Raw genomic sequence first — 20300 nt, 5'->3', positions numbered from 1 at the left:
AGAAAGCGGTTCCTCGTCTCCGCTTGGGAATAGTGATGAATAAAGCACTCGCAGCGCTTGGCTTTTCGTGTTTGCTGATAATGGGTGCACCGGTGCAGGCGGCGCCGGTGGATTGCGCGAGCTTGGCTGCGACGGCCAAGCTCGTGGCCAGATATCGCCAGTTGGGCGGGCCGCTGTCGGATATCGCCAGCAACGGTTCGATCGGGTCGAGCAAGGCCAGGCGCGAACTGGCTACCACCATCTACCGCGAAGGTCTGGGCGAAGCCGAGGCGGTGCAACGGGCGATGCAGTCATGCGGCAAGGCGGCGGAGGCGCCGTCGCAATTGCCGTGACCCGTTCGTCGCGCAAGGCATGCGTGGTTGCGACTGCCGGCTCAATGGAAATCGCGGCTGCGGATGTCCAGGCCGAGCAGCAGCGGGGTCAGGTCTTCGAGGTGGCCGGCGATCAGGTGGCGCACGCCGTCGGCGGTTTCCAGGCGGCCGCGCACTGCCAGCAGCCTGGATTCGATCAGCGCCTGGCGCTGGCGGTCGGCCAGGCGCCGCCAGACCACGACGTTGACCAGGCCGTGTTCGTCTTCGAGGGTGAGGAAGGTGACGCCGCTGGCGGTCTGTGGGCGCTGGCGCATGGTCACCAGGCCGGCGATGGCGACCGCGCTGGCATGCGATAGCGCCCGCAGTTCGCCGGAGTGGCGGTAGCGGCGCGCGCGCAGTTGCGCGCGCAGCAAGGTCAGCGGATGTTTGCCGAGGGTGGTGCCGATGGTCGCGTAATCGGCGCGGATGTCCTCGCCGAGGCTGGGCAGCGGCAGCGCCACCTGGCGTTCCGGCGTGGCGTCGAGCGGCTCGAACAGTGGACGCTGCGCTTCGACGCCGGCCACCGCCCAGCGTGCGCGGTGGCGGTGCCCGGCCAACGGTTTCAGCGCGCCGGCGTCGGCCAGGCTGTCGCGCGCCTTGTCGTCGAGCGTGGCGCGATGGCACAGGTCAGCGAGGTCGCGGAACGGCGCCTGCGCGCGTGCCTGCTGCAGGCGCAACGCGGCGTCTTCGGCCAGGCCACGAACCATGCGCAGGCCCAGGCGGATCGCCGGCTGCACCGTCGGATCGGCACTGTAGGCTTCCAATCCGCAATCCCAGTCGCTGTAGCGCACGTCCACCGGGCGCACCTGCAGGCCGTGGCGGCGCGCGTCCTGCAGCAACTGGTCGGGGTTGTAGAAGCCCATCGGCCAGCTGTTGATCAACGCGCAGGTGAAGGCCGCCGGTTCGTGGCGCTTGAGCCAGCAGCTGGCGTAGGTGAGCAGGGCGAAACTGGCGGCGTGGCTCTCGGGAAAGCCGTAGCTGCCGAAGCCTTTGATCTGTTCGAAGATGCGTGCGGCGAATTCGGCGCTGTAGTTTCTCTCCAGCATGCCCTTCATCAGTTTTTCGCGATGCGGCTCCAGCCCGCCGTGACGCTTCCAGGCGGCCATCGAGCGGCGCAACTGATCGGCTTCGCCAGGGGTGTAACCAGCAGCGTTGACGGCCAGTTGCATGACTTGTTCCTGGAACAAGGGGACGCCTAGAGTGCGTTTGAACACATCGCGCAGTTCCTCGGGCAATTCGTCGGGGATTTCCTCGCCGCTGCGGCGACGCAGGTAGGGATGCACCATCCCGCCCTGGATCGGGCCGGGGCGCACGATCGCCACCTGGATCACCAGGTCGTAAAACCTCTCGGGCTTCAGCCGCGGCAGCATCGCCATCTGCGCACGCGATTCGATCTGGAACACGCCGATGGTGTCGGCGCGCTGGATCATCTGGTAGGTCTGCTCGTCTTCGGCGGGAATGCTGGCAAGGTCCAGGTCGCGGCCGCGGTGCGCACGCAGCAGATCCAGCGTGCGCCGCAGCGCGCTGAGCATGCCCAGCGCGAGCACGTCCACCTTCATCAGTCCGACCAGTTCCAGGTCGTCCTTGTCCCACTGGATCACGGTGCGCTCGGCCATCGCCGCGTTCTCCACCGGCACCAGCGTATGCAGCGGATGCTCGGAGATCACGAAGCCGCCCGGGTGCTGCGACAGATGCCGCGGGAAACCGATCAGCTCGGCGCTCAGCGCCAGCAGCCGGCGCATCAGCGCCGTATCCGGATCGAAGCCGCGTTCGCGCAGGCGTTCGTGCGGCGGGACTTCGTCGTCCCACTGGCCCAGCGTGGAGGCCAGCGCGTCGATGCTGTCGCCGGGCAGGCCGAGCGCGCGCGCGACGTCGCGCACCGCGCTGCGGCCGTGGTACTGGATCGCCACGGTGGTCAGCGCGGCGCGCTCGCGGCCGTAGTGGTTGAAGATGTACTGGATCACTTCCTCGCGGCGGTCGTGCTCGAAATCGACGTCGATGTCCGGCCGTTCCTTGCGCTCTTCGGAAATGAAGCGCTCGAACAGCATGCCGATGCGGTCGGGATCGATCGCGGTGACGCCCAGCGCATAGCACACGGCCGAATTCGCCGCCGAACCGCGGCCCTGGCACAGGATGTCGCGCGACCTGGCGAAGCGCACCAGGTCGTAGACGGTGAGGAAGTAGGACTCGTAGCCCAGGCGCTGGATCACGCCCAGTTCGTGTTCGATCAGGCGCCGCGCTTTTTCCGGCACGCCGTGCGGCCAGCGCACGGCGGCGCCTTGTTCGGTGAGCGTGCGCAGCCATTGCGTCGGGGTCTGCCCGGGCGGCACCAGTTCGTGCGGATACTGGTAGCGCAACTGGCCGAGGTCGAAGCTGCAGCGCTGCGCGATGCGCACCGATTCGGCCAGTAGCGCAGGCGGATACAGCGTGGACAGGGTGGCGCGCGGGCGCAGGTGGCGCTCGCCATTGGCGTACAGGTGCGCGCCGGCCTCGCTCAGCGGCAGGCGCTGGCGGATCGCGGTCAGCGTGTCCTGCAAGGCGCGGCGGCCACGCGCGTGCATGTGCACGTCGCCGCTGGCGACAGCGGGCAGGTGCAGGCGCCGGGCCAGTTCCAGGCGCGCGTGCAGCAGGGCGTCGTCGTCGGGACCGCGCAGCAGTTCCACCGCCAGCCACAGGCGCTTGGGAAAGCGCGCCTGCAGCCAGGTGCCGTCGGCGTCGTCTTCGCGATGATCGCGCGGCAGCCACAGGCACAGCAGGCCGTCGAGGTCGCCGTCGAAATCCTCGCATAGCGCGCGGTAGCTGCCCTTGTCGGCGCGGCGGCGGGCCACGGTGATCAGGCGGCACAACTGCTGGTAACCGTGCAGGGTCTCGGCCAGCAGCACCAGCTTGGGGCCGTGTTCGATCTGTATCTCGCTGCCGACGATCAGCGCCAGGCCGGTGTCGCGGGCCGCCTGCCAGGCGCGCACGATGCCAGCCAGGGTGCATTCGTCGGTGATCGCCAGCGCGCGGTAGCCGTGCCGTGCGGCGCGTTCGAACAGTTCCCGCGCATGCGAGGCGCCACGCTGGAAGCTGAAGTTCGACAGGCAGTGCAGTTCGGCATAGTCGGGCAATGCGGTGCGCGTGGAGGTGGCGTCGCACGCCGGGACAGATGGCGTGGCCGGCGCCTGTGCCGGCACCGGCACGGCGCGCAGCCGCGGACGTGGCGGGCCGTGGCTCATGCGAACCAGCCGTGCAGCATCAGCGCGTCCGGCGCATCGGCAGGCGCGAACACCCAGGCGCGCTGGCCCTGGCGGGTGCGCACGATGTAGTAGTCGCGGCGCACGTCGCCGTCGTCCCACCAGCCGCTTTCGATGCGTTCCGGGCCGGCCAGGCGTTCGGGGTCGCGCTCGCGCAGCGGGATCGGCCGGGTCAGCAGCCAGCCGGGACGCGGCAGCGTGGCGGTGGCAGCCGCAGGCGCTTTGCCCGGTTTGCCCGACGCTGCCGGCTTGCCCGATTCGGCACGCCAGGCCTGTTCGGGGCGATGGTCGGCATGCGCGCGCAGGCCGTGCACGGCGTCGTCGCCGAGGCGTGCGCGCAGGCGTTCGCGCAGCTGTTCCCAGGGCAGCGCCTGCTGCGCGCGATCGTCGAACAGTTCGCGCGCGGCGGGCACGAACGGCGGCAGTTCGTCGGCGCGCAGGCGCATGGCCTGCACCGGCGCCGGCACGCTGGCGTGCTGCAGGCGGCCGCGCGCCAGTTCGAACAGCATCGCCGCATCGCGCTCGGCGGCGAGCAGCCCGACCGGCACCACGCTGTCGTCCAGGCCTTCGTGTTCCAGGTGCAACTGGAAGCGCTGCACGCCGCCGTCGCGCCCGGCCAGGAATGCGGCCAGGTCGGCAGTCAGGCGGCGCAGCGGGAACAGCAGGGCCTGGCTGGATTCCACCGCATAGCCCAGTTCCAGCCGCGCATCGAAGCGGTCCGGCGGCAGGTAGTACTGCAGCGGCAGCGGCGCCTGCCCGCGCAAGGCATCCAGGTGCTGCAGCAGCGCGGGCGGGTAGCGCCGCGCCAAGCCGCTGCGCGGCAACGCGAACAGTTGCTGCAATTTGCGCAGGCCCATCCGCGCGAAGGCGTCGGCCAGGCCCGGTTCCAGCCCGGCGCGGGCGATCGGCAATTGGCCCAGCGCGCCGTGCAGCGCGGCGTTGTCGAGCAGGGCGATGCCGTCGTGCGCATTGGCCAGCACGCGCGCGGCCAGTGGATGCGGCGCGACCACGATGCGGTGGCGGAAACCCAATGCGGTCAGCTCCTCGCGCAGGCGCGCCTCGAAGCGCGGCCAGGGACCGAACAGACCGAGACTGGCCTCGATCTCCAGCAGCAACGCGCCGGGATAGTCGGTGCTGACCAGCGAGCTGAAGCGGTACGCCCACGCCGCCAGAAACTGCTGGCAGCGGCGGCTTTCCCCGGCATCGTGCAAGGCGGTGGCGAAGCGGTCGCACAGCGCCTGCGCGGTGGCCAGCGATTGCCCGGGCTGCAGGCCGCGCGCGCGCGCGGCGGCGTTGACCGCCTTCAGCGTGCGCCGCTGGGGCGGGCCGGCGAGCAGCGCCAGCGGTTCGTCCGGCGTCGGCCAGCGCCGCAGTACCGTGTCGAGCGCCAGTTGCGGCAGCAGGATGCAGGCCCAGCGCATGCGCGCACCTTCAAGCCGAGGCCGGCGACGGCGTGGCCAGCGCGGCCAGTGCGATGGCACGCGCCGGCGGCATGCCGCCGCGGCACTTGAGTACGCGCAGCTGCGCCGGTGCGGCATCGATGGCGATGCGCAGCGCGGCCGGCGACGGATTGGCCGCGGCTTTCAGCGGCCGGTAGGCGAAGCCCAGCGCGCGCCCGGTTTCGGCCGCCACCTGCAGCCGGCGCAGGGTCTTGTCGTTGGCCTGCGCCGGCCAGCACAGCACCGCCGCGCAACTGCCCGAACGCAGGCATTGTTCGGCGGCCCAGGCCGCGTCCGCGCCGGCGCGCACGATCTGCAGCTGCGGCAGCGCCACCCCGGCCTGTTCCCAGGCAGCGGGATAGGGCAGATAGGGCGGATCGACCAGGACGATGCGGCCGCCGCCCTGCGACAGCCGCGCCAGCGTCGGCCACAGCAGCTGCAGTTCGCCGATGCCGTCGGCGGCGTGCAGCAGTTCGGTCAGCGCCATCTCCGGCCAGCCGCGTGCCGGCAGCGCGGCGTCGAGCGCGGCATGGCCGGTGGGCTGCGCGCTGGGTGGCAGCGCGGTCGGCTGGCCGCGCCAGACCCGGCGTTCGGCCAGCAGGCGGTCGAGGGCGACGACGGCCGCCATCAGCCTTGCCGGATCAGCCCGCAGTAATGGCCTTCGATGGCGAAGTCCTGCCCTGGCTGCACCACGATCGGCGCATAGGCTGGATTGCGCGGCAGCAGCTGGATGCGTTCGCCGTCGTGCCGGTAGCGCTTGATGGTGAGTTCGCCGTCCAGCCGCGCCACCACGATCTGCCCGTTGCGCGCATCGGCGGCCCGGCGCACCCCGACCAGATCGCCGTCGAGGATGCCGTCGTCGATCATCGAATCGCCCTGCACGCGCAGCAGGTAGTCCGGACGCAGCGCGAACAGCGCGCGGTCCAGCCGCAACTGTTGGTCCAGGCCGATATCGGCGCCGATCGGCGCGCCGGCGGCAACCCGGCCCAGCACCGGCAACCGCAGCAGCCCGCTGCGCGGCTGCGCCTGCGCCGGTCGCAGGCTGCGCGCCTGCTGCGGCACATGCTCGAGCAGCCCGGCCTCGACCAGCGCCTGCACGTGCTTGCGCGCGGCATTGCGCGAGGCGAAGCCGAAGCGTTCGGCGATCTCGGCCAGGCTCGGCGGCCGTCCGGCCTGCTCGGCGCAGTCGTGGACGTAGGCGAGGATGGCGGCGCGCTGTGGGGAGAGGGTATCCATGGTGTACATTTGTACACCTTCGCAGCCAATTTGGCGACGCTGCTCACTGCATTAGCCACCTACCGGTGATAGCGGGCATTGGCTTTGCCATGGACGCATCAGTGCCATCCGGCGCTATCGCGATCGAGCGCTGGGCAAGCTTGTTGTCCGTCTATGGACGCTACGGATTCCCGGCGCTGTCAGGCCCGTGCATCGGCCAGTGCTTTGCGCTTTGCCGCCGTCGATTTCTTGCCGGGTTTTTTCGTCTGGGCGACGACCAGTCCGATCTGTATCTGATAACCCAGGGCCGTGGCGGCACGGCTCAGCGTATCCAGGGTCAGGCCGGTATCTGTTTCGTCCAGCACGCGATCCAGCTGCGAGCGACTGGTGTTCATGCGCCGGGCCAATGCGGTCTTGGTGAGCTTGGCCGCCTTCATGGCTTCGGCGACTTGCCACGCGATCACGCGCTTGGCCGCGATGGAAGCGGCTTCTTCGAGGATGCCTTCCTCGGCGAGGAAGTCGTCGAAGCTGGATCCGATGTGGGCATTTCGACTCATTGCATCACCTCGTCTCTGCGCCGTTTGGCGGTTTCCAGATCGGACTTCGGGGTCTTGTCCGATTTTTTGACGATGCCATGCAACAGCACCATGTCCGATTTCACGATCGTGAAAAAATCCGCGCAATGCCCTCGGGGATCGTGCTGCGTATTTCCCAGAGGCGATGACCCATCTTGCGCACCAATGGCATGCCGAGGGGCCAGCCCAGTTGCACCGTCTTCATGTCGCCGCCGATGGTTCTCCTGGCCTCGGCCGAGACTTCTTCCCTGAGCCAGCTCCGCACCGGCTCAGCACCCGATGCAGAACGGTAGAAGCGCACTTCCAGTGTGGTCTCCATGCGCCATGGTGTACTTATTTATGTACATCTGCAAGTTGCTGGGGTGCGCCCGGGCCGCGTTCAGCCCGGCACCGAACCATCGGGCATCACCCCGGCATAGCGCGCCCGTGGGCGGATCAGCTTGCCCAGCGCCTGCTGCTCCAGCGCATGCGCCAGCCAGCCGGACAGCCGGGCGGCGGCGAACAGGACCAGGGCGTGGGCGGCGGGCAGGTCGTGGATGAGGCAGATCGCTGCGAGCATGCCGTCGATGTTGGGCGCCTGACCGCTGCAGTCCTGCGCCGCGGCGAGTACCGTTTCCACATGCCGCATCTGCGCGTGGTGGCCGCAGCGCTCGCGCAGCAGGCGCAGCACTTCGGCCGCGCGCGGGTCGCCGTCGGGGTAGAGCGCATGGTGAAAGCCGGGCAGGTCGTCGCCGCGCTGCCAGCGTTCGGCGACGAAGGCGGCCGGGTCGGCGGCGTCCTGGGCATCGCGCAGCAGGGCATGGGCGCGGGCGGTGGCGCCGCCATGGCGCGGGCCGGACAGCGCGGCCAGGCCGGCGCTGACGGTGGCGTGTAGCGGTGCGCCGGTGGAGGCGACCACGCGCGCGGCGAAGGCCGAGACGTTGAGTTCGTGATCGGCGCACAGCACCAGGGTGGCGCGCACCAGTTCGGCGAAATCGGCATCGCCCGGGCGCCAGCGGTCGGCGATCAGGCGATGCACCGGCCGGGTGTCCGGCTGGGTGCCGACCAGCAGCGCGGCGTTCTGCCGCAGCAGGATGGCGGCGATTTCGCGGCGCACCGTCGGCGCGGCGTTGAGCGGTTGGCGCAGCTCCAGGGCCAGCAGCGGAATGCAGGCCATGGCGCGCTCCAGCGGCGGCAGCGTGGCGTCGCCGGCCAGCGGCGCCACCCGTTGCGGCCACGGCGCGACCGGGGCCGCGGCGAACGGGTCTTCGTCCAGGCAATCCCACAGCAGCCGCGCGATGTCCTCCAGGCCGGCGCCTTCGCGCACCGCGGCCACCGCCGAGCGCCCGCGATAGTAGGGGCTGTCGGGCCGGATCAGCGAGATGCGCGTCTCCAGTACCGGCAGGCCGCGGTCCAGGCTCTGCGCGGCGCCGCGCGCGGCCCCGCGGCCGACCCGCTTGCGCTGCGCCAGCCGCTCCACTTCGGTGCGCAGGTAGGCGCGGCTACGGTGGTCGGCACCGGCGCGGGAACCGAGCAGGCCGCGGCTCACGTAGGCGTAGAGCGTGGCGCTGCTGATGCCGAGCAGGGCGCAGGCCTCGGCGGCGGAGATCAGGTTGCGGTCGGCTTCGGGGGACATGGGAATCCGCTGATAGGTTGATTCATTGAATCAAGATTGATCGGCCCGGGCGATGGTGCCAGATTGGCCACCATCGCGGAACGGCCGTGCGGGCCGCCGCCCTCGCTCAGGAGTTCGCCATGTCGCACGTTTCCCCCGGTGCCCGTTTCCGCGCCGCGCTGGCCGCCGAATCGCCGCTGCAGGTGATCGGCGCGATCAACGCCAACCACGCGCTGCTGGCGCAACGGGCCGGTTACCGGGCGATCTACCTGTCCGGCGGCGGCGTCGCCGCCGGCTCGCTGGGCCTGCCGGACCTGGGCATCAACACCCTGGACGACGTGCTGATCGACGTGCGCCGCATCACCGATGTCTGCGAGCTGCCGCTGCTGGTCGACATCGACACCGGCTTCGGCCCGAGCGCGTTCAACATCGAGCGCAGCATCAAGTCGCTGATCAAGGCCGGCGCGGCCGCCTGCCATATCGAAGACCAGGTCGGCGCCAAGCGCTGCGGCCACCGGCCCGGCAAGGAGATCGTGAGCCAGGCCGAGATGGCCGACCGGGTCAAGGCCGCCGCCGATGCCAAGACCGATGCCGGGTTCTTCCTGATCGCGCGCACCGACGCGATCCAGGTGGACGGCGTGGACGCGGCGATCGAACGCGCCATCGCCTGCGTGGAAGCCGGTGCCGACGGCATCTTCGCCGAGGCCGCCTACGACCTGGACACCTACCGCCGTTTCGTCGACGCGGTGAAGGTGCCGGTGCTGGCCAACATCACCGAATTCGGCAAGACCCCGCTGTTCACCCGCGAGGAACTGGCATCGGCCGGGGTGGCGATCCAACTGTTCCCGCTGTCGGCGTTCCGCGCCGCCAACAAGGCCGCCGAGGCGGTATACACGGCGATCCGCCGCGACGGCCACCAGCAGAACGTGGTGGACACGATGCAAACCCGCGAGGAGCTGTACGAACGCATCGGCTACCACGCCTTCGAGCAGCGCCTGGACGCATTGTTCGCCGGCAAGGGCGCATGATCCACGCCGGTTCCCCTGCCCGAGCATGTCCATGAACACCCAAGCCGGCACCACGCCGCCACGCGGCCGCATCGACCGCCGCCAGACCGCGCGGCAGCTGCTGCAGACCGAGCTGGAGAAACTGCCCGACGCCGAGCGCGAGGTGGTGGAGCGCTTCATCGCTAAGCGCCATGTGGCGCGCGACATCGTCAAGCAGGCCGATCACGACCGCACGCTCGGCGAGCGTATCGCCGACCGGGTCGCCGAGATCGGCGGCAGCTGGAGCTTCATCATCGGCTTCGGCCTGGTGCTGCTGGCGTGGATCGTGCTCAACAGCCTGGTGCTGAGCGGAGGCTTCGATCCGTATCCCTACATCCTGCTCAACCTGTGCCTGTCGTGCCTGGCCGCGATCCAGGCGCCGGTGATCATGATGAGCCAGAACCGCCAGGCCGCGGTGGACCGCCTGCGCGCGCAGAACGACTACGAAGTGAATATCAAATCCGAACTGGAGATCCTGCAGGTGCACGAGAAGCTCAACCAGCTGCGCGAGCAGGACTGGGCGACGCTGGTCGAGCTGCAGAACCGCCAGATCGCCATGTTGCAGCAATTGCTCGAGCGCGCCGGCGGCCTGCCGCCTGACGCGCCCGCGCACTGATCCGCATTCGATGACACGACCGCGATACCCGGGAGACGACGCATGAACGACACCAACGCCAGCCAGGCCGCACCGGCCTTCAAACCGAAGAAATCGGTGGCCCTGTCCGGTACCGCCGCCGGCAACACCGCGCTGTGCACGGTGGGCCGCAGCGGCAACGATCTGCACTACCGCGGCTACGACATCCTGGACCTGGCGCGCAGCAGCCAGTTCGAGGAGATCGCCTACCTGCTGGTGCACGGCAAGCTGCCCAGCAACAGCGAACTGCGCGGCTACAAGGCCAAACTGCGCTCGCTGCGCGGGGTGCCTGCTGCGGTCAAGGCAGCGCTAGAACAGCTGCCGCCGTCGGCGCATCCGATGGACGTGATGCGCACCGGCGTGTCGGTGCTGGGGTGCGTGCAGCCGGAGAAGGACGACCACAACCATCCCGGTGCGCGCGACATCGCCGACAAGCTGATGGCCTCGCTGGGCTCGATGCTGCTGTACTGGTACCACTACAGCCACAACGGCAAGCGCATCGAGGTGGAGACCGACGACGATTCGATCGGCGGTCATTTCCTGCACCTGCTGCACGGCTTCAAGCCGCACGAAGAATGGGTGCAGGCGATGCACACCAGCCTGATCCTGTACGCCGAGCACGAGTTCAACGCCTCCACCTTCGCCTGCCGGGTCATCGCCGGCACCGGCAGCGACATGCACAGCGCCATCGCCGGCGGCATCGGCGCGCTGCGCGGGCCCAAGCACGGCGGCGCCAACGAGGTCGCGTTCGAGGTGCAGAAGCGCTACGACACGCCCGACGAGGCGGAAGCCGACATCCGCGCGCGGGTCGAGCGCAAGGAAGTGATCATCGGCTTCGGCCATCCGGTGTATACGGTGTCCGATCCGCGCAACCAGGTGATCAAGGACGTGGCGCGCGAGCTGTCCGACGCGCAGGGCAGCCGCAAGATGTACGACATCGCCGAGCGCCTGGAGGCGGTGATGTGGGAGATCAAGAAGATGTTCCCGAACCTGGATTGGTTCAGCGCGGTCAGCTACCACATGATGGGCGTACCGACCGCGATGTTCACCCCGCTGTTCGTGATCGCGCGCACCGCCGGCTGGAGCGCGCACATCATCGAGCAGCGCATCGACGGCAAGATCATCCGCCCCAGTGCGAACTACACCGGGCCGGAGGATCAGGAGTTCGTGCCGATCGATCGGCGCAGTTGATTGCTCCCCTCTCCCATCGGGAGAGGGGTCGGGGGTGAGGGTACGGGCGTAGCCTCGTGTTGTTTGGTTGGACTAGGCTTTGTTCGTGCCCTCATCCGCCCCATGTAGGATCGAATTTGCACGAGGCTGCGCCCGTACCCTCATCCGCCTCATGTGGGATCGCATTTGCACGAGGCTTTGCCCGTACCCTCATCCGCCCCTTCGGGGCACCTTCTCCCGATGGGAGAAGGAAGTCCCGGCTTCGTTTTTGTTTTGCTTTTCCCAACTTTGTAGCCAGCTATGAACAGCCACTACCGCAAACCTCTGCCCGGCACTTCGCTGGATTACTTCGACGCGCGCGGCGCGGTCGATGCGCTCCGGCCCGGTGCCTATGCCGCGCTGCCGTACACCTCGCGGGTGTTCGCCGAGAACCTGGTGCGGCGCTGCGATCCGGCGACGCTGGACGCCTCGCTGATGCAGCTGATCGAACGCCGCCGCGACTTGGATTTTCCGTGGTTCCCGGCGCGCGTGGTGTGTCACGACATCCTCGGCCAGACCGCGCTGGTGGACCTGGCCGGGCTGCGCGATGCGATCGCCGAGCGCGGCGGGGATCCGGCGCAGGTCAATCCGGTGGTGCCGACGCAGCTGATCGTGGACCACTCGCTGGCGGTGGAATTCGGCGGCTTCGACAAGGCCGCGTTCGCCAAGAACCGCGCGGTGGAAGACCGCCGCAACGCCGACCGCTTCCACTTCATCGACTGGACCAAGCGCGCGTTCGAGAACGTCGACGTGATCCCGCCGGGCAACGGGATCATGCACCAGATCAATCTGGAGAAGATGTCGCCGGTGGTGCAGGTGCGCGATGGCGTGGCGTTCCCGGACACCTGCGTGGGCACCGACAGCCACACCCCGCACGTGGATGCGCTGGGCGTGCTGGCGATCGGCGTCGGTGGGCTGGAAGCGGAGAGCGTGATGCTCGGGCGCGCGTCGTGGATGCGCCTGCCGGATATCGTCGGCGTGGCGCTGAGCGGACGGCCGCAGCCGGGCATCACCGCCACCGATCTGGTGCTGGCGCTGACCGAATTCCTGCGCGCGCAGAAGGTGGTCGGCGCCTACCTGGAGTTCCACGGCGAAGGCGCCGCGGCGTTGACCCTGGGCGACCGCGCGACGATCTCCAACATGACCCCGGAGTTCGGCGCCACCGCGGCGATGTTCGCGATCGACCGGCAGACCATCGACTACCTGCGCCTGACCGGCCGCGACGACACCCAGGTCGCGCTGGTGGAAACCTATGCCAAGGCCGCCGGACTGTGGGCCGACGACCTGGCCGCGGCGCAATACGAACGCGTGCTGCCGTTCGACCTGTCCAGCGTGACCCGCAACATGGCCGGCCCGTCCAATCCGCACAAGCGCGTGGCGACCAGCGAGCTGGCCGCGCGCGGCATCGCCGACGAGGCCAAGTTGGCATCCGGCAAGGCCGAACAGGCGCAGGGGCTGATGCCCGACGGCGCGGTGATCATCGCCGCGATCACCAGTTGCACCAACACCAGCAATCCGCGCAACGTCATCGCCGCCGGTTTGCTGGCGCGCAACGCCAACGCGCGCGGGTTGCTGCGCAAGCCGTGGGTCAAGACCTCGCTGGCGCCGGGCTCCAAGGCGGTGCAGCTGTACCTGGAAGCATCCGGGCTGCTGCCGGAGCTGGAGCAGTTGGGCTTCGGCATCGTCGGTTTCGCCTGCACCACCTGCAACGGCATGAGTGGCGCGCTGGATCCGGCGATCCAGCAGGAAGTGATCGCCCGCGACCTGTACGCCACCGCGGTGCTGTCGGGCAACCGCAATTTCGATGGGCGCATCCATCCCTACGCCAAGCAGGCGTTCCTGGCCTCGCCGCCGCTGGTGGTGGCGTACGCGATCGCCGGCACCATCCGTTTCGACATCGAGAAGGACGTGCTGGGCGTGGACAAGGACGGCCTGCCGGTGACGCTGAAGGACCTGTGGCCCAGCGACGCGGAGATCGACGCGATCGTCGCCGCCAGCGTCAAGCCCGAGCAGTTCCGCCAGGTCTACGAGCCGATGTTCGCGCGCAGCGGACTGGCCGCCGCGCACGTGGCGCCGCTGTACGCATGGCGTCCGCAGAGCACCTATATCCGCCGCCCGCCGTACTGGGAAGGCGCCCTGGCCGGCGAACGCACGCTGCGCGGCATGCGCGCGCTGGCGGTGCTTGGCGACAACATCACCACCGACCACCTGTCGCCGTCCAACGCGATCCTGGCCGACAGCGCCGCCGGCGAATACCTGACGCGGATGGGCGTGCCGGAGGAGGACTTCAATTCCTACGCCACCCACCGCGGCGATCACCTCACCGCGCAGCGCGCCACCTTCGCCAATCCGCAACTGCTCAACGAAATGGCCGTGGTCGATGGCCAGGTCCAGCGTGGTTCGCTGACCCGGCTGGAGCCGGAAGGGCAGGTGCTGCGCATGTGGGAGGCGATCGAGACCTACATGGCGCGCAAGCAGCCGTTGCTGATCGTGGCCGGCGCCGACTACGGGCAGGGCTCCTCGCGCGACTGGGCGGCCAAGGGCGTACGCCTGGCCGGGGTCGAGGCGATCGTGGCCGAGGGCTTCGAGCGCATCCACCGCACCAACCTGGTCGGCATGGGCGTGCTGCCGCTGGAATTTCGGCCCGGCACCACGCGCAAGACCCTGGGCATCGACGGCAGCGAGGTGTTCGACGTGCTCGGCGCGCGCACCCCCGGCGCGACGCTGACCCTGTCCATCGCCCGCGCCGACGGTACCCGCGTGGAAGTGCCGGTGACCTGCCGCCTGGACACCGCCGAGGAACTGGCGATCTACGAGGCCGGCGGCGTGCTGCAGCGTTTTGCGCAGGATTTCCTTGAGGCATCCGCCGCCTGATTCGGCGGCATGCTCGAAAGGAAACGCTCGCGGCTTGCGCCCGCGGACTGGCGATGCAGAATTCGGCAATCTTGCTGTCGGGAGTGCGTATGGCGACCAAGAACATCTCTTCGCCGGAGGAACACAAACAGTTCGTCGACCAACAGGTGGCCGGACACGACTGCGGTTCCAGCAGCGAGTCCGTGCGCGGGTTGATCTGCGGGCAGCGCGACGCGGAAAACCTCCGTGGCGTGCTGCTGGAGGGAGCCGATTCCGGGCCAGCCACGGCGATGGAACCGGATTTCTTCGACACGATGCGCAAGCGGGCTCGGGATCGGGCCTTTCGCGGCCGCCAGCCTGCATGAGCCCCGGCAGCGTGCTGCGGCGCTTCGGGCAGGATTTTTTGGCAGTGTCGAAACCGCCCTGTCCCATTCGTCGGTGTCATGAGCGCGTGCCATCCTGCGCGCGCCGTCCACCAATGAGGAAACCATCATGAGCAACGGTCATCCCGGTACCGTCCGCCTGCACCGCGTCCTGCGCGCGCCGGCCGAGCGCATCTACCGCGCGTTCCTGGAACCGGCGGCGCTGGCCAAATGGCTGCCGCCGCATGGCTTCGTCGCCACCGTGCATGCACTGGATGCGCGGGTGGGCGGCAGTTTCAAGATTTCTTTCACCAACCTGGGCGCCGGCACCAGCGAATCCTTCGGCGGCACCTATCTGGAACTGGTGCCGGGCGAACTGATCCGTCACACCGATACCTTCGACAACCCGGGCCTGCCCGGCGAGATGATGGTGACGGTCAAGCTGCGCACGGTGGCCTGCGGCACCGAGCTGGACATCGCCCAGGACGGCATCCCCGCACAGATCCCGGTGGAGTTCTGCTATCTCGGCTGGCAGGAGTCGCTGACCCTGCTGGCGCAGCTGGTCGAGGCCGAAATTCCCGCCAACCCTTGAGCTACGCGCCGCTTGCGCGTCGATCGGAAATAAAGCCATGCCCCACGTTCCCCAACTCCGCATTCCCGCCACCTACATGCGTGGCGGTACCTCCAAGGGCGTGTTCTTCCGCCTGCAGGATCTGCCGTCCGCCGCGCAGCTGCCCGGCGCGGCGCGCGATGCGCTGCTGTTGCGGGTGATCGGCAGTCCCGATCCCTACGCCAAGCAGATCGACGGCATGGGCGGGGCCACGTCCAGTACCAGCAAGACGGTGATCGTGGCGCCGAGCGCGCGCGCCGACCACGACGTGGACTATCTGTTCGGGCAGGTGGCGATCGACCGTCCGTTCGTCGACTGGAGCGGCAACTGCGGCAACCTGTCGGCGGCGGTGGGGCCGTTCGCGATCGCCGCCGGGCTGGTCGATGCGGCGCGCATTCCGCACGACGGCATGGCCACGGTGCGGATCTGGCAGGCCAACATCGGCAAGACCATCCTCGCGCAGGTGCCGATCGTGGCCGGCGCGGTGCAGGAGAGCGGCGATTTCGAACTGGACGGGGTGACCTTCCCGGCGGCCGAGATCCAGCTCGATTTCCTCGATCCGGCCGCGGACGAGGACGGCGCGGACGGGGCGATGTTTCCCACCGGCAACCTGGTCGATACGCTGGACGTGCCGGGCGTGGGCAGCTTCGAGGCGACGCTGATCAACGCCGGCATCCCGACCATCTTCCTCGACGCGCAGGCGTTGGGCTATCGCGGCACCGAACTACAGGACGCGATCAACGGCGATGCGCAGGCGCTGGCCAGGTTCGAGACCATCCGCGCGTACGGCGCGCTGCGCATGGGCCTGATCGCCAGGCTGGAAGACGCGGCGACGCGGCAGCATACGCCGAAGGTGGCCTTTGTCGCGCCGCCGGCCGACTACGTGGCCTCCAGCGGCAAGCCGGTCGCCGCCGCCGACATCGACCTGCTGGTGCGGGCGATGTCGATGGGCAAGCTGCACCACGCGATGATGGGCACCGCCGCGGTGGCGATCGGCACCGCCGCGGCGATTCCGGGCACGCTGGTGAATCGCGCGGCCGGCGGCGGCGCGCGCCAGGCGGTGCGCTTCGGCCATCCCTCGGGGACGTTGCGGGTCGGCGCCGAAGCGCAGCAGCAGGGGGACGGCCAGTGGAGCGTCACCAAGGCGATCATGAGCCGCAGCGCGCGGGTGCTGATGGAGGGCTGGGTGCGGGTGCCGGGCGATATTTGTTGAGCCGGCGGCAGGGCTGCATCGCTGTGGCGCCGCAAATCCGGGTCTTGTTTTTGTAGGAGCGGCTTCAGCCGCGACATGTTCTAGCCGCGACATGCTCTAACCGTAGTTCCTGTCGCGGCTGAAGCCGCTCCTACAGGGTGCGGGAGCAGGGCGACTTGATACACCGCGGCCGTCTGGGTAGCGCACATGCAGGCACATGTAGCAGCACATTGCGCACTTGCAGCCTTAACACGTTCAAGTGACCGGGACATGCACAACATGTGTATTTTGTGTTAATTATGGTGCGGCGCGGCATCGCTTGCCGGCGGCGCGCATTCGCTCTTGCCCATTCCACTCCGGAGTCCCCATGTCCGCCAGTTGGTCGCTGCGCACCAGCGCACTTGCCGTAGCCGTCGTTTCCGCCCTCTCGTTCTCCGCCGCCGCCCAGCAGGCGGACAGCACGGACGGGGTCGCCCGCCTGGACGCGGTCAAGGTCACCGCCGAACGGCGTTCGGAAGACTCCAAGGACGTGCCGATCTCCGCCAGCGTGCTGCGCCCGGAATACCTGGACGCGATCGCCACCAGCGGCTCGGACGTGCGCGTGCTGGCCGGCAAGGCGCCCAGCCTCAATGTCGAATCTTCCAACGGCCGCGTGTTCCCGCGCTTCTACATCCGCGGCTACGGCAACACCGACTTCAACACCTACGCCTCGCAGCCGGTGTCGTTGGTGTACGACGACGTGGTGGCCGAAAACGCGTTCCTGAAGGGCTTCCCGATCTTCGACCTGGAAGGCCTGGAAGTGCTGCGCGGCCCGCAGGGCACGCTGTTCGGCCGCAACACCCCCGCCGGCGTGGTCAAGTTCAACTCGGTCAAGCCCAGCATCGGCGCCAACGACGGCTACGCCAGCCTGTCCTACGGCACCTACGGCACCATGACCATGGAAACCGGCCTGAGCATCGCCATGGGCGACAAGTGGGCCGCACGCGTGTCGGCGCTGGGCCAGCGCCGCGACGACTGGGTCGACAACACCGTCGACGACCGCTCGTTCGAGGGCTACACCGACTCGGCGGTGCGGGTGCAGCTGCTGTTCCAGCCGGGCGAGGACTTCAGCGCGCTGTTCAACGCGCATGCGCGGCATCTCGACGGCACCGCGCGGCTGTTCCGCGCCAACATCTTCCAGCCGGGCAGCAACAAGCTGGTCGACGGCTTCGACCCGGACAAGGCCTCCATCGACGGCGGCAACACCCAGGAACTGCAGACCTATGGCGGCAGCGCCAACCTGACCTGGGACCTGGGCGACATCGTGCTGCACTCGATCACCGGCTACGAGGGCATCGGCAAGTACTACAGCCGCGGCGACATCGACGGCGGCTACGGCGCGGTGTTCGCGCCGCCGTCCGGCCCGGGCGTGATCGCGTTCCCGGTGGAAACCGCCGGCGGCATCAAGAACCTGGACCAGTACTCGCAGGAGCTGCGTGCCGAATCGCAGTACGCCGGCCCGGTGAACTGGCAGGCCGGCCTGTACTACTTCCACGATTCGGTGGAAGGCGAGAACTACACCTACAACACCTTCGGCGGCGGCACCCTCAGCAGTTACCAGCTGACCCGCCAGCGCAACACCTCGTGGGCGGCGTTCGGTTCGCTGAACTACGCCGCCACCGATCGCCTGGACCTGCGCGCCGGCATCCGCTACACCTACGACAAGAAGACCTTCGACGTGCTGGCGCTGGACCGCGTCACCCTGCTCGAGCCGTCCACCGGCAGCACCGACAACTCCAAGGTCACCGGCGATCTCAGCGCGACCTACACCATCAACGACGCCGTCAACGTCTACGCCCGCGCCGCGCGCGGTTTCCGCGGCGCCAGCTTCGGCGTGCCGTCGGCGACCGCGCCGCTGACCGTGGCCGCGCCGGAGACCGTGGATTCGTACGAGATCGGCATCAAGTCCGACCTGTTCGACAAGCGCGCGCGGATCAGCTTCGACATCTACGATTTCCGGGTGAAGAACCAGCAGCTGACCGCGGTCGGCGGCACCTCCAACGACGTGCGCCTGCTCAACGCCGACAAGTCCAAGGCGCGCGGCGCCGAGTTCGACTTCGAGGCGCTGCTCACCCAGAACCTGCGCTTCACCCTGGGCGGCGCCTACAACTGGACCCGCATCGAGGATCCGACCCTGTCGGTCGGCGTGTGCCGCACCTGCACCGTGACCGATCCGCTCAACGCCGCCGGCAACGCCATCATCGACGGCAACGTGCTGCCGCAGGCAGCCAAGTGGATGGGCAACGCCACGCTGCGCTACGGCATCCCGGTCGGCGACGACGCCGAGTTCTTCTTCTACACCGACTGGTCCTACCGCAGCGAGATCAACTTCTTCCTGTACGACTCGCGCGAATTCGTCGGCCAGCCGCTGCTCGAAGGCGGCGCCAAGATCGGCTACAACTGGGGCGCCGGCGCGTACGAGGTGTCGGTGTTCTGCCGCAACTGCACCAACCAGATCCGCGCCACCGGTGCGATCGACTTCAACAACCTCACCGGCTTCATCAACGATCCGCGCATCGTCGGCGCGCAGTTCCGCGCCAATTTCTGATCGGCGCGCCCGCGTTGCGATGAACCAGGGACCGCCGGCTATGATGCCGGCGGTTTCTTTTTATGGGAGGCGCGCATGCGCAGACTGAAACGGTGGGCGGCGCTGGCACTGCTGGCCTTGGCATCGGGTGTCGCCACGGCGGCGCCTCCGGCCGCGCCGCCGGCGCAGAAGGTGGTGGTATCCACCGACATCGGCGACGACATCGACGACGCGTTCGCGCTGGCGCTGCTGCTGCGCAGCCCGGAACTGGACGTGCTCGGCATCGCGTCGGCCTGGGGCGACACCGCACTGCGTGCGCAGTTGCTGCAGCGCTTGTTGCAGCAGGCCGGACGCAGCGAGATCCCGCTGGCGATCGGCCATGCCACGACCAACACGATTCCCTTCAGCCAGGCGCGCTGGGCGGCGCAGGGCACGCTGCCGCGCAAGGCGCCGGACGCGGCGGACTTCATCCTGGCGCAGGCGCGGCGCCACCCCGGCCAGGTCACTTTGCTGGTGCTCGGTCCGCTGACCGACGCGGCGCGCGCGTTGCAGCGCGACCCGCAGGGCTTCGCCCAGCTCAGGCAGGTGGTGCTGATGGGCGGCTCGGTGCGTGCGGGCTACGGCAAGTCGCGCTACCGGCCGCCTAGCGCGCCGGCGCCGGAATACAACATCGTTTCCGATATCGGCGCCGCGCAGCACGTGTTCGCCGCCGGCGTGCCGATCGTGCTGCTGCCGCTGGACGCGACCCAGGTGACCCTGGAGGAACCGGAGCGGGTGGCGCTGTTCGCGCATGGCGATCCGCTGACCGACGCGCTGACCCAGCTCTACTACCAATGGCGCGATACCGACCAGCCCTGGGCCAGCGCCACCCCGACCCTGTTCGACGTGGTGCCGGTGGCGCAGCTGCTCGACCCGAGCCTGTGCCCGACCGTGCCGCTGCGCATCGCGGTCGACGATCAGGGCTATACGCGGGAAGTGCCGTCCGGCACGAGCGCAGCGGGCCGCGCCGCGGCCGTCGACGCCTCGGCGGATGGCGGCCATGCGGCGCCCGGCGTCGCCAACGCCCAGGTCTGCCTGGCGCTGGACCGGCCACGGCTGATCGCGCTGTACATGCAGCGCTTGTTGCGCTGACGCGGTGGCGCGTCCGCGGCTCCGCTCGTCGCGGCTGAAGCCGCTCCTACAGGAACTTGCAGCCATCCAACCGGATGCACTGTAGGAGGGGCTTCAGCCCCGACAGGCAGTGTCCGAAGCTGGTGCAGTTCCCGGCTTCGTTTGTCGCGGCTGAAGCCGCTCCTACAAGGGCTAAACGGCTGACTGGCCGGGTGCACTGTGGGAGGGACTTCAGTCCCGACTGCATCCGGGCTGGGTAACCTGTGGCCCCATCGGCTGCTTCCACGGCGATGTTCTGGGACGACGATG

16 protein-coding genes and 1 pseudogene are annotated in these 20300 nt (G+C 68.9%); 10 read left to right on the top strand and 7 right to left on the bottom strand.

Annotated elements, in window-relative coordinates; all coding sequences use genetic code 11:
- Nucleotides 1-35: 35 nt before the first annotated feature.
- The gene (locus HEP73_RS16365) at nucleotides 36-332 is read left to right on the top strand and encodes a hypothetical protein (protein WP_185820789.1); all 297 of its coding nucleotides are present in this window, start codon (nucleotides 36-38) and stop codon (nucleotides 330-332) included.
- 41 nt (nucleotides 333-373) lie between these two features.
- On the opposite strand, the gene HEP73_RS16360 is transcribed toward HEP73_RS16365, so the two are convergent.
- From HEP73_RS16360 to HEP73_RS16330, 7 genes and pseudogenes are all read right to left on the bottom strand, one after another.
- Entirely contained in the window at nucleotides 374-3568 is a 3195-nt protein-coding gene (locus tag HEP73_RS16360) for an error-prone DNA polymerase (RefSeq protein WP_185820788.1), read from the bottom strand.
- Nucleotides 3565-5007, bottom strand: a complete 1443-nt coding sequence (locus HEP73_RS16355; RefSeq protein ID WP_185820787.1) for a Y-family DNA polymerase — start codon at nucleotides 5005-5007, stop codon at nucleotides 3565-3567. Before HEP73_RS16355 ends, HEP73_RS16360 begins: the two co-directional genes overlap by 4 nt.
- A 10-nt stretch (nucleotides 5008-5017) precedes the next feature.
- Nucleotides 5018-5653, bottom strand: coding sequence for a translesion DNA synthesis-associated protein ImuA (gene imuA, locus HEP73_RS16350; RefSeq protein WP_185820786.1), 636 nt, complete (start codon nucleotides 5651-5653; stop codon nucleotides 5018-5020).
- Entirely contained in the window at nucleotides 5653-6261 is a 609-nt protein-coding gene (lexA, locus tag HEP73_RS16345; RefSeq protein WP_185820785.1) for a transcriptional repressor LexA, read from the bottom strand. The genes imuA and lexA overlap by 1 nt, the downstream gene beginning before the upstream one ends.
- A gap of 179 nt (nucleotides 6262-6440) precedes the next feature.
- Nucleotides 6441-6797: a helix-turn-helix domain-containing protein gene (locus HEP73_RS16340; protein ID WP_185820784.1), complete on the bottom strand. Its 357-nt coding sequence runs from the start codon at nucleotides 6795-6797 to the stop codon at nucleotides 6441-6443.
- Nucleotides 6794-7020: pseudogene (locus tag HEP73_RS16335) on the bottom strand (type II toxin-antitoxin system RelE/ParE family toxin). The gene HEP73_RS16340 and the pseudogene HEP73_RS16335 overlap by 4 nt, the downstream one beginning before the upstream one ends.
- A gap of 174 nt (nucleotides 7021-7194) precedes the next feature.
- Nucleotides 7195-8430: a citrate synthase family protein gene (locus tag HEP73_RS16330; protein ID WP_185820783.1), complete on the bottom strand. Its 1236-nt coding sequence runs from the start codon at nucleotides 8428-8430 to the stop codon at nucleotides 7195-7197.
- Between the two features lie 119 nt (nucleotides 8431-8549).
- Between HEP73_RS16330 and prpB the strand changes: the two genes are divergently transcribed.
- The 9 genes from prpB to HEP73_RS16285 all read left to right on the top strand — a co-directional run bounded on the left by prpB (nucleotide 8550) and on the right by HEP73_RS16285 (nucleotide 20012).
- Nucleotides 8550-9437 (top strand): methylisocitrate lyase, encoded by an 888-nt coding sequence (gene prpB / locus HEP73_RS16325; RefSeq protein WP_185820782.1) that lies wholly within the window; start codon nucleotides 8550-8552, stop codon nucleotides 9435-9437.
- 31 nt (nucleotides 9438-9468) lie between these two features.
- Entirely contained in the window at nucleotides 9469-10071 is a 603-nt protein-coding gene (locus tag HEP73_RS16320; protein ID WP_185820781.1) for a DUF1003 domain-containing protein, read from the top strand.
- A 42-nt stretch (nucleotides 10072-10113) separates the two neighbouring features.
- Nucleotides 10114-11280, top strand: a complete 1167-nt coding sequence (gene prpC / locus HEP73_RS16315; RefSeq protein WP_185813631.1) for a bifunctional 2-methylcitrate synthase/citrate synthase — start codon at nucleotides 10114-10116, stop codon at nucleotides 11278-11280.
- A 279-nt stretch (nucleotides 11281-11559) separates the two neighbouring features.
- Nucleotides 11560-14172, top strand: coding sequence for a Fe/S-dependent 2-methylisocitrate dehydratase AcnD (gene acnD, locus HEP73_RS16310; RefSeq protein WP_185820780.1), 2613 nt, complete (start codon nucleotides 11560-11562; stop codon nucleotides 14170-14172).
- A gap of 89 nt (nucleotides 14173-14261) precedes the next feature.
- A complete protein-coding gene (locus HEP73_RS16305) occupies nucleotides 14262-14516 on the top strand; it encodes a ribbon-helix-helix domain-containing protein (RefSeq protein WP_185820779.1) in 255 nt (84 codons plus the stop codon).
- Between the two features lie 127 nt (nucleotides 14517-14643).
- Entirely contained in the window at nucleotides 14644-15105 is a 462-nt protein-coding gene (locus HEP73_RS16300; RefSeq protein ID WP_185820778.1) for an SRPBCC family protein, read from the top strand.
- Nucleotides 15106-15142: 37 nt separating this feature from the next.
- The gene (gene prpF, locus HEP73_RS16295) at nucleotides 15143-16336 is read left to right on the top strand and encodes a 2-methylaconitate cis-trans isomerase PrpF (protein ID WP_185820777.1); all 1194 of its coding nucleotides are present in this window, start codon (nucleotides 15143-15145) and stop codon (nucleotides 16334-16336) included.
- A 346-nt stretch (nucleotides 16337-16682) separates the two neighbouring features.
- Nucleotides 16683-18902, top strand: coding sequence for a TonB-dependent receptor (locus HEP73_RS16290; protein WP_185820776.1), 2220 nt, complete (start codon nucleotides 16683-16685; stop codon nucleotides 18900-18902).
- A gap of 75 nt (nucleotides 18903-18977) precedes the next feature.
- Nucleotides 18978-20012 (top strand): nucleoside hydrolase, encoded by a 1035-nt coding sequence (locus HEP73_RS16285; RefSeq protein WP_185820775.1) that lies wholly within the window; start codon nucleotides 18978-18980, stop codon nucleotides 20010-20012.
- Nucleotides 20013-20300 lie beyond the last annotated feature (288 nt).

Source organism: Xanthomonas sp. GW (genome assembly GCF_014236815.1).
Classification (GTDB): Bacteria; Pseudomonadota; Gammaproteobacteria; order Xanthomonadales; family Xanthomonadaceae; genus Xanthomonas_A.
Note: the sequence above shows the minus strand (reverse complement) of the source record. Positions and strands in the feature narration are given on the sequence as shown.

Bases quoted from the DNA above. Each gene is read 5' to 3' on its own strand.
- HEP73_RS16365 (WP_185820789.1), top strand. From the start codon at position 36: ATGAATAAAGCACTCGCAGCGCTTGGCTTTTCGTGTTTGCTGATAATG.
- HEP73_RS16360 (WP_185820788.1), bottom strand. From the start codon at position 3,568: ATGAGCCACGGCCCGCCACGTCCGCGGCTGCGCGCCGTGCCGGTGCCG.
- HEP73_RS16355 (WP_185820787.1), bottom strand. From the start codon at position 5,007: ATGCGCTGGGCCTGCATCCTGCTGCCGCAACTGGCGCTCGACACGGTA.
- imuA (WP_185820786.1), bottom strand. From the start codon at position 5,653: ATGGCGGCCGTCGTCGCCCTCGACCGCCTGCTGGCCGAACGCCGGGTC.
- lexA (WP_185820785.1), bottom strand. From the start codon at position 6,261: ATGGATACCCTCTCCCCACAGCGCGCCGCCATCCTCGCCTACGTCCAC.
- HEP73_RS16340 (WP_185820784.1), bottom strand. From the start codon at position 6,797: ATGAGTCGAAATGCCCACATCGGATCCAGCTTCGACGACTTCCTCGCC.
- HEP73_RS16330 (WP_185820783.1), bottom strand. From the start codon at position 8,430: ATGTCCCCCGAAGCCGACCGCAACCTGATCTCCGCCGCCGAGGCCTGC.
- prpB (WP_185820782.1), top strand. From the start codon at position 8,550: ATGTCGCACGTTTCCCCCGGTGCCCGTTTCCGCGCCGCGCTGGCCGCC.
- HEP73_RS16320 (WP_185820781.1), top strand. From the start codon at position 9,469: ATGAACACCCAAGCCGGCACCACGCCGCCACGCGGCCGCATCGACCGC.
- prpC (WP_185813631.1), top strand. From the start codon at position 10,114: ATGAACGACACCAACGCCAGCCAGGCCGCACCGGCCTTCAAACCGAAG.
- acnD (WP_185820780.1), top strand. From the start codon at position 11,560: ATGAACAGCCACTACCGCAAACCTCTGCCCGGCACTTCGCTGGATTAC.
- HEP73_RS16305 (WP_185820779.1), top strand. From the start codon at position 14,262: ATGGCGACCAAGAACATCTCTTCGCCGGAGGAACACAAACAGTTCGTC.
- HEP73_RS16300 (WP_185820778.1), top strand. From the start codon at position 14,644: ATGAGCAACGGTCATCCCGGTACCGTCCGCCTGCACCGCGTCCTGCGC.
- prpF (WP_185820777.1), top strand. From the start codon at position 15,143: ATGCCCCACGTTCCCCAACTCCGCATTCCCGCCACCTACATGCGTGGC.
- HEP73_RS16290 (WP_185820776.1), top strand. From the start codon at position 16,683: ATGTCCGCCAGTTGGTCGCTGCGCACCAGCGCACTTGCCGTAGCCGTC.
- HEP73_RS16285 (WP_185820775.1), top strand. From the start codon at position 18,978: ATGCGCAGACTGAAACGGTGGGCGGCGCTGGCACTGCTGGCCTTGGCA.